5 protein-coding genes are annotated in these 7,664 nt (G+C 64.1%); all 5 read right to left on the bottom strand.

The window, feature by feature from the left end; all coding sequences use genetic code 11:
• A partial coding sequence (locus GOAMR_RS24445) for a type I polyketide synthase (RefSeq protein ID WP_244427256.1) occupies window positions 1-5,429 on the bottom strand: 5,429 nt, incomplete at its 3' end.
• 62 nt (window positions 5,430-5,491) lie between these two features.
• Window positions 5,492-5,788 (bottom strand): AMP-binding protein, encoded by a 297-nt coding sequence (locus tag GOAMR_RS24440; RefSeq protein WP_085949032.1) that lies wholly within the window; start codon window positions 5,786-5,788, stop codon window positions 5,492-5,494.
• A gap of 103 nt (window positions 5,789-5,891) precedes the next feature.
• Entirely contained in the window at window positions 5,892-6,326 is a 435-nt protein-coding gene (locus GOAMR_RS04175; RefSeq protein WP_259064553.1) for an acyl carrier protein, read from the bottom strand.
• Window positions 6,316-7,233, bottom strand: a complete 918-nt coding sequence (locus GOAMR_RS04170) for an acyltransferase domain-containing protein (protein ID WP_005183059.1) — start codon at window positions 7,231-7,233, stop codon at window positions 6,316-6,318. Before GOAMR_RS04170 ends, GOAMR_RS04175 begins: the two co-directional genes overlap by 11 nt.
• 54 nt (window positions 7,234-7,287) lie before the next feature.
• On the bottom strand, window positions 7,288-7,664 hold a 377-nt coding region (locus GOAMR_RS04165), incomplete at its 5' end, for an IS3 family transposase (RefSeq protein WP_005183058.1).

Here is a 7,664-nt window from a genome sequence, read left to right as displayed (position 1 = left end):
GCTCGGCAGGTCACCACGACCAGCGATTCGGGCGAGTCGGTCGACAGCCACCGCTGAACCCGCCGGAGCACGGTGGCGACCGTGGCACGCGTCATCACCGCCAGGTCGGATGTCGACCCGACGAGCGCGCTCGGTGCCCGCGCGAGGAGGACGGGTCGGACCGAGGACGCGCACTTGCCCGAGTCGTCGATCTCGGCCCAGTGCGCCGACTCCCCCTGATGAGGCACTGGCACCCACTTCACCGTGTACACGGACCCCGTGCTCGCGGAAAGTGAGGTCAGCCGTGCCGGCTCGACATCCCGAACGATGAGCGAATCGATCGACACGACAGTCGCTCCCGTGCCATCGGCAAACCGAAGCCTCACCTCACGGTCCCCGATGCGCTTCAGATACACGCGGAGCGACGTCGCCCCGACAGCATGCAGACAGACACCGGACCACGAGAACGGCAACATGATCCGACCGTCCATCGGTTCAAAGCCCGCCAGCGCTACGACCTGCATCGCGGCATCCCACAGCACCGGATGCAACCCGTGCTGCCCCGCTACCTCAGAACTGGGAAGTTCGACTTCGGCGAAAACCGCATCAGGGCCCCGGCGCCATGCCGATCGAACGCCACGGAATGCCGGGCCGTACTCGTAGCCCAGGTCCGCAAGGTCCGCATACAGGCCATCGATGCCGACAGCGGTAGCCGCAGACGGGGGCCACGTGTCGCTATCGGATACAGAGGTCGCCGTCGTTGTGTGCGTGGATAATTCACCAGAGGCCAGACACGTCCACGATGCCGTGAGGTCTGACTTGTCGGTTCCGGACTGCGCATACACCGACACGGTGCGGCGCTCATCCGGTCCGAGACCACCGATCACCACCCGAAGCGGAATCTCACGGTCCTTGGGCACCACGAGGGGCGCCTGCAGCACCAGTTCGGCCACCGTCGAGCAGCCGACCTCGTCCCCGGCTCTCATCACCAGCTCGACGAGCGCGGCACCGGGCATCAGCACCGAGCCGGCGATGGTGTGGTCGGATATCCACCCGCATGACGCCACACTCACCCGGCCCGTGACGATCACTCCACCAGAATCCGGTTGGGCGACAATCACGTCCAGGATCGGATGGTCGATCGTGCACAGTCCCGATCCCTCGCCGCCGACACTGGTCCGGCGCCAGAAGGGCCGTGTGTCCCACGCGTATGTCGGCAGTTCCACCCGGCCCACCGGCGGAACCAAGCGCGCCCAGTCAAGAGCGAGACCGCCGGCAAACAGCTGCGCCTGGGCGCGATCACGGCAGCGGGGCCCGTCGTCGTCTCGGCGGAGCGTACCGACCGCGACCACTTCCACGCCGGACTCCTCTGCCACGGCCTCGACGGCGGTGACCAGGCTCGGATGCGGACTCGCCTCCACGAAGAAGCGGTAACCGTCGGTCACCATCCGGTCGATCGTGTCGGCGAACCGGACCGGCTCACGCAGATTTCGATACCAATAGTCATTCGCCAGTGCCTCGGCCGGCAACTGCTCGGCGGTGACCGTCGAATACCAGGTGACGGCAGGGGGACCGGCGAGTATGTCGGCCAGGTCGGCCGTGAGCGACTCCCGCAGCGGTTCCATCGCCGCACTGTGCGACGCATAGTCGACGGCGAGCATCCGACAGAAGATCTTGTCTTTCTCCAGGTCGGCGACCAGGACCGATAACGCGTCGCGGTCACCGGCCAACACCGTAGAGGCCTGACTGTTCACCGCCGCGACCGAAACATGGCTGCCCAGACGGCCTTCTAGAGCTGCAACCGGAAGACCCACCGATGCCATTGCCCCACCACTGATCCGAGACAGGGCCCGGGTGCGGATGGTGACGACGGCAGCCGCAGCTTCGAGTCCGATGGCACCGCTCACGACGGCCGCGGCGATCTCGCCCTGACTGTGCCCGACCACCGCATCCGGTGTCACGCCGACAGCCCGCCACATCGCGGCGAGCGACACCATTGTCGCGAACAGCATCGGCTGCACGATGTCGTCACCATCGAGCGTCGGCGCATCCGACCTACCGTTGAGGACATCCACGGCCGACCACCCGGTGTGGGGACGCAGCGCTGCATCGCATCGGGTGAATTCGGTGCGGAACACCTCGGATTCCGCCCACAGGTCCCGGCACATCCCGGTCCACTGAGAGCCTTGTCCGGGAAACACGAAGGCGACCTTCCCGGAGATCATCTCGTCACCGGTCTGCACACAGTTCGGCGAGTCCTCGCCGCGTGCCACGGTTCGGAGGGCGTCGAGCAGGTCGGTACGGTCTGCGGCCACCATCACGGCCCGGCGCTCGAAATGTGTCCGGTGAACGGCGAGCGAACGGGACAACGCCGGCAACGCAACATCGGGCCGCGACTCCAACAGCCCGGCGAGGCGTTCGATCTGTCCCCGGAGCGAAGCGTCACTGCGCGCCGAGACCGGGAACAGTGTCGCGGTGCCCTCGTGCACCGATTCGGCTTCCCGCGGCGGCGCTTCTTCCAGTACGACGTGGGCATTCGTTCCACTGATCCCGAAAGCACTCACACCAGCACGCCGAGGTCGAACTCCACGAGTCCACCGCGAAGGGGTGTTCTGAACCGAGACTCCGCTTGCGTCCCAGTCGATCTTCTCCATCGTTCGATCTGCGTGCAACGACGCCGGAATCAGTCCGTTATGCAGCGCGAGGACCGTCTTGATGACTCCGACGATGCCTGCGGCGGCCTGCGTGTGCCCCAGGTTCGATTTCACCGACCCGACACCCACCGGCCTTCCCGGGTCACGATCTGGTCCGAATACCCGTGCAAGCGCACGCATTTCGACCGGATCACCGAGCAGGGTGCCGGTACCGTGCGCCTCCACGAAGTCGATGTCCGATGGGTCCAGAATCGAATTCGCTAGGGCAGCCTGGACTACATGCTGCTGAGCTATCCCGTTGGGAGCGGTCATACCCTGGCTGCGACCATCGGAATTGACCGCTGATCCGCGCAGCACAGCCATCACCGGATCACCGTCTCGTACCGCGTCGTCGAGACGCTTGAGCATGACCACGCCGCAGCCCTCGGCCCAGACCATCCCGTCGGCATCCGCGGAGAATGGACGGCAGACACCGGTCGGTGACATGGCGCGTAGCCTGCTGAACTCGACGTGCGTCTCGGGACTCGCGAGCACGGACGCTCCACCGACGAGCGCTCGATCGCACTCGCCGACGCGGAGTGCATGTGCGGCCAGGTGCAGGGCCACCAATGACGACGAGCACGCGGTGTCGACGGTGATGGCTGGACCGTGAAGTCCCAGCTGGTAGGCAACTCGCCCTGCCGCGACACTGGTCGCCGAACCCGTTCCGACGTAGCCATCGAGCTGATCCAGGCCGGTGCCGGCGTGGTAGGTGCTGCCGTAAAGGCCGAAGTACACGCCCGTCGATGTCCCTCGCAGCGTGCGGGGATCGATACCCGCGCGTTCGATTGCCTCCCAGGATGTCTGCAGCAGAAGGCGTTGCTGCGGATCCATCGAGGTGGCCTCACGAGGTGTGATACCGAAGAACGCCGCGTCGAAGTCCTCGACCGCATCCAGGAACCCTCCCCGCAGGGAATAGGTGGTGCCCTCGGCATCGGGGTCCGGGTCATAGAGGCCGGTAAGATCCCATCGTCCGGCCGGCACATCGCCGATCACGTCCTCACCGTCGATCAACAACCGCCACAGGTCTTCCGGGTTCTCCACCCCTCCGGGCAACCGGCATGCCATCCCAACGATCGCCACCGGGCCTGCGATGTGTGCCGACCGTGCCTCCGCCGGCGCGTCGGACTCCGCCGCCAGCACGGCACTGATCGCCCCGATCGTCGGGTACTCGAAGACGAGACTCGGATCGACGTCCGTGCCGGTGATCTCGGCGAGTCCCGCCGACAAACCTACCAAGTTGCTTGAGCCCAGGCCGAACTCGGCCAGCGGCCGGTCCACATCGACCTGATCAGGCCGCAGTCCGGTCTGCGCTGCGACAGCGGACACCAGCCACTCTGCGACACCCGATGTCGATACACGGCCGAGAGCGGTCTCCAGCGTCGTCGAGTCTGCGGCCGGAACCGATCCCAAACGCTCCAGATCTCCACCGAGGTATGCGTTCCGGCAGGCCTGCCGCTGGATCTTGCCACTGCTCGTCTTCAGGATGGATCGCGGACGGATGAGAACGACATCGTGGACGGCGATCGCGTGTCCGGTGGACACTGCGGCCCGAATCGCGGTTCGGATCTGATCGAGGTCGCTGTCCTCCGTGGCGGTGACCTCGACGACAAGGACCGGCCGTTCTCCGGCTTCGGCACCGTCGACGCCGAAGGCCGCAACGCATCCCGGCCGCACCGTGGGATGCGCGGTCTCCACGGTCAGCTCGATGTCCTGTGGGTAGTGATTCCGCCCGTCGATGATCAGCAGATCTTTGCTGCGACCCACAACGAACAACTCACCATGGGAAAGGAATCCGAGATCTCCGGTACGGAGGTAACCGCCACGTCCGTCTGCCAGCAACCCACCGAATACCTCGGTGGTCTTTGGCGCATCGTTCAGATAGCCTGCCGCGACGCTGTCACCGGACACCCATATCTCACCGACCTCGCCGTCGTGACATTCGGCGCGGCTCTCCGGGTCGACGATCGCGACACCGACGCCGGCCGGTGGAACACCGACACCGACGTGCTCGCGAACCACTGACGGATCGCCGTCATCCGGACGGGTGAGGATGGTCGGATCCTGATCGACCGGGGTGCCGGTCACCAGCAGAGTCGCCTCGGCCAGACCGTACGCCGGCTGAAACGACCGTTTCCGAAAGCCTGCCGGCTCGAATACCTCCGCGAAGCGGCGAAGGGTTTCGGCCCGAATCGGTTCCGCAGCGTTGAATGCCACACGCCAATTGCTCAGATCCAACTGACCGGGGAGGTCTGGTGCCGCGCGCCGCGCGCACAGTTCGTAGCCGAAATTGGGACCACCGCTGGAGTGCGCTCTGAAATGTGACACCGCACGCAGCCAACGCTCCGGTTTCTGCAGAAAGTGCAGTGGCGAGAACAGGACCGAGCTGGTGCCGACGAACAACGTGTGCAGTACCGGCCCGATCAAGCCCATGTCGTGAAATGTCGGAAGCCAGCTGACGAACATCGCACCGTCCGACTCGGCCACGCGTTCCGGAGTGTGGTCCATCGTCTCAGCGATCGCCCGCTGATTGTGCAGCAGATTGCCGTGCGTGACGATGACACCCCGCGGAGCACTCGTGGATCCCGATGTGTACTGGAGAAATGCAACCGAATCAGAGCCAATGGGCGGGGAGATCCAGCCAGACGCGAGATCAGCGTCGATCTCTTCTGTTGCAACCCAATTCAGGGCAGCGAGGTCAGGAACCCGCTCGACCACCGAACTGAGTGCATCGATGATCTGACGCGTGCTCAGCACCACCTGGATGTCCGCATCATCGACGACTTGACGCAACCGTCGAAGCGCACGATCGACTTCATTCAAACGCGGCAGTGGTGCGGCACCGCGACCACCGCCCCGGCCAGACACCCATAGAAGCTCGATACGAAATCAAGACCGGGTGGGTACAGGAGCAATGCCCGGCTGTTCGAGTACCCCGCGGCCTGCAGCCACGTACCGATCGCCAGGGATTGCCGCTCCAGGTCCCCGTACGTCAGTTCGACCGTCTCGCCATCGACATCCCCGGTTGCCAGGAAGCGATACACGATGCCCGACTCCTGTTCCGCCTTTCGAAGCCGGAGCAGGTCGACAATTGAACTGTTCACGAGCGGTCCCATCCCCCATCACGCTGCGAGGTGTGCACGCAGACAAAACTGGCCAGAGACGGCTGACGAAACTCGACAGCCCCGTCTTCACTGCAACGGCGCGGACAGATGGCCTTCACTCCGCGACTTCCTTGCCATCTTCGGCTTCCGGGTTATCGAGCCCGGGCTCACACCCGCCGCCATCGCCGAGCAACAATAGCAGTTCCGCCAAGTCCTCCTCGATGTCGTCGTCGGCCTCCGATGAGGGCCCGGCATCACACGCCGAAGTATCGCTATCACCCGACAGGAATCGCGCCATCGAATCTATCGTCGGGTAGTCGAATACGGTCCCAATCGGAATGCGGACTCCCAACCACTCACCGAGTTCCGCTGCCATCCGCATACCGTGCGCCGAGGTGAGACCCAGATCCGCAAACGGCACCGAGGTGTCGATGTCGACGACATGGACGTCGAGCATCGACCCGATCCTTTGCACGAGCCATGTTCGAATCTCATGCGCATCAAGCGAGTTCGCACCTTCGGCGCCGGTCTGATCACAGTCAGTACTCATGCGCATCCCCTTCACGATTGTAGACGCCTTTCTGGACAGCGGATCCGACAGAGCCGCCCGAAGCGGGCCAATATCGATGCCTGTCAAACGCGTACGTGGGTAGCCCCACCGTTGAACGCTCGCACTCACCGAAGAAGGAATGCCAGGTTACCGCGCCGCCACTGACCCAGCTGCCCGCCGCCAAGTTCAACAACAACTCTGACGACAACAGGTCACAGCCGATCTCGACCACAGTGACGCCGTCCGTGATTGTCGTTGCCGGCCGCTCATCCGAGGTCGCACCGAAAATCCCGCCTGCCCGCACTCCGTACACCGCCTCTCCTTCCCCGACAAGATATTCCGGGACCACGAGAGGAATCAGTGGCCGACCGAGCGATGCCGAACGGACCATCGATCCGAGACTCTGCACCAGTTCCTCTGCTGTACAACCTGATTCCATCAGCCGGCCGCGTGCGGCGACCAACGCACACGCATCCCGCAAAGACACCACACCAGCAACATGAGCAGCCGTGATCTCACCCAACGAATGCCCCATCACAAAATCCGGCCGCACCCCCCACGACTCCAACAAACGCACCAAAGCCACCTCAACGGCAAACAACGCGGCCTGCGTATAAACCGTCTCATCCAACAACCCGGACTCACCCACGATCACATCCCGCAACGACACATCCAGATAACCGTCGAACACCCCACAAACCTCATCAAAAGCCTCCGCATACTCCTGAAACTCCCGACACAGCCCCACACCCATACCCAACGACTGACTCCCCTGCCCCGGAAACAGAAACGCCACCCTCCCCCCGGCGACACCAGCCCTGCCCACCACCACACCAGGCCCATCAACCCCAGCCGCCAACAACTCCACACCAGCAACCAACTCACCCACATCACGACCCAACACCACAGCCCGATACTCAAAGACCGACCGTGAATCGCCCCGGGTTTGCTGGAGGCTCGGTTAGTTGGTTCCAGCGGTTGCCGGGACCGGGTTCTCACGGTAGCTGGTGACCGTGTGGGTCGACCAGTAGGCGGCCTCGTATTCGACGGGCGGGACGTGTCCGATCTCGCCGTGCAGACGGCGGTGATTGAACCAGTCGATGTACTCGGCAACGGCGATCTCGACCTCGCCGACACCGACCCAGCCACCTCGAGGACACATGACGGGGTTGCGGATACATTCGGCCTTGAATAATGAGTTGAACGCTTCGGCCATCGCATTGTCGTACGAATCACCCTTGGAGCCAACGGAAGTCACCGCTTCCGCTTCGGCAAGACGTTCGGTATAGCGGATGGCTCGATACTGCACTCCGCGGTCGGAGTGGTGAATCAGCCCGG

Origin of the sequence: Gordonia amarae NBRC 15530 (assembly GCF_000241345.1) — a bacterium.
GTDB lineage: Bacteria > Actinomycetota > Actinomycetes > Mycobacteriales > Mycobacteriaceae > Gordonia > Gordonia amarae.
Note: the sequence above shows the minus strand (reverse complement) of the source record. Positions and strands in the feature narration are given on the sequence as shown.

Bases quoted from the DNA above. Each gene is read 5' to 3' on its own strand.
- GOAMR_RS24440 (WP_085949032.1), bottom strand. From the start codon at position 5,788: ATGGGACCGCTCGTGAACAGTTCAATTGTCGACCTGCTCCGGCTTCGA.
- GOAMR_RS04175 (WP_259064553.1), bottom strand. From the start codon at position 6,326: ATGAGTACTGACTGTGATCAGACCGGCGCCGAAGGTGCGAACTCGCTT.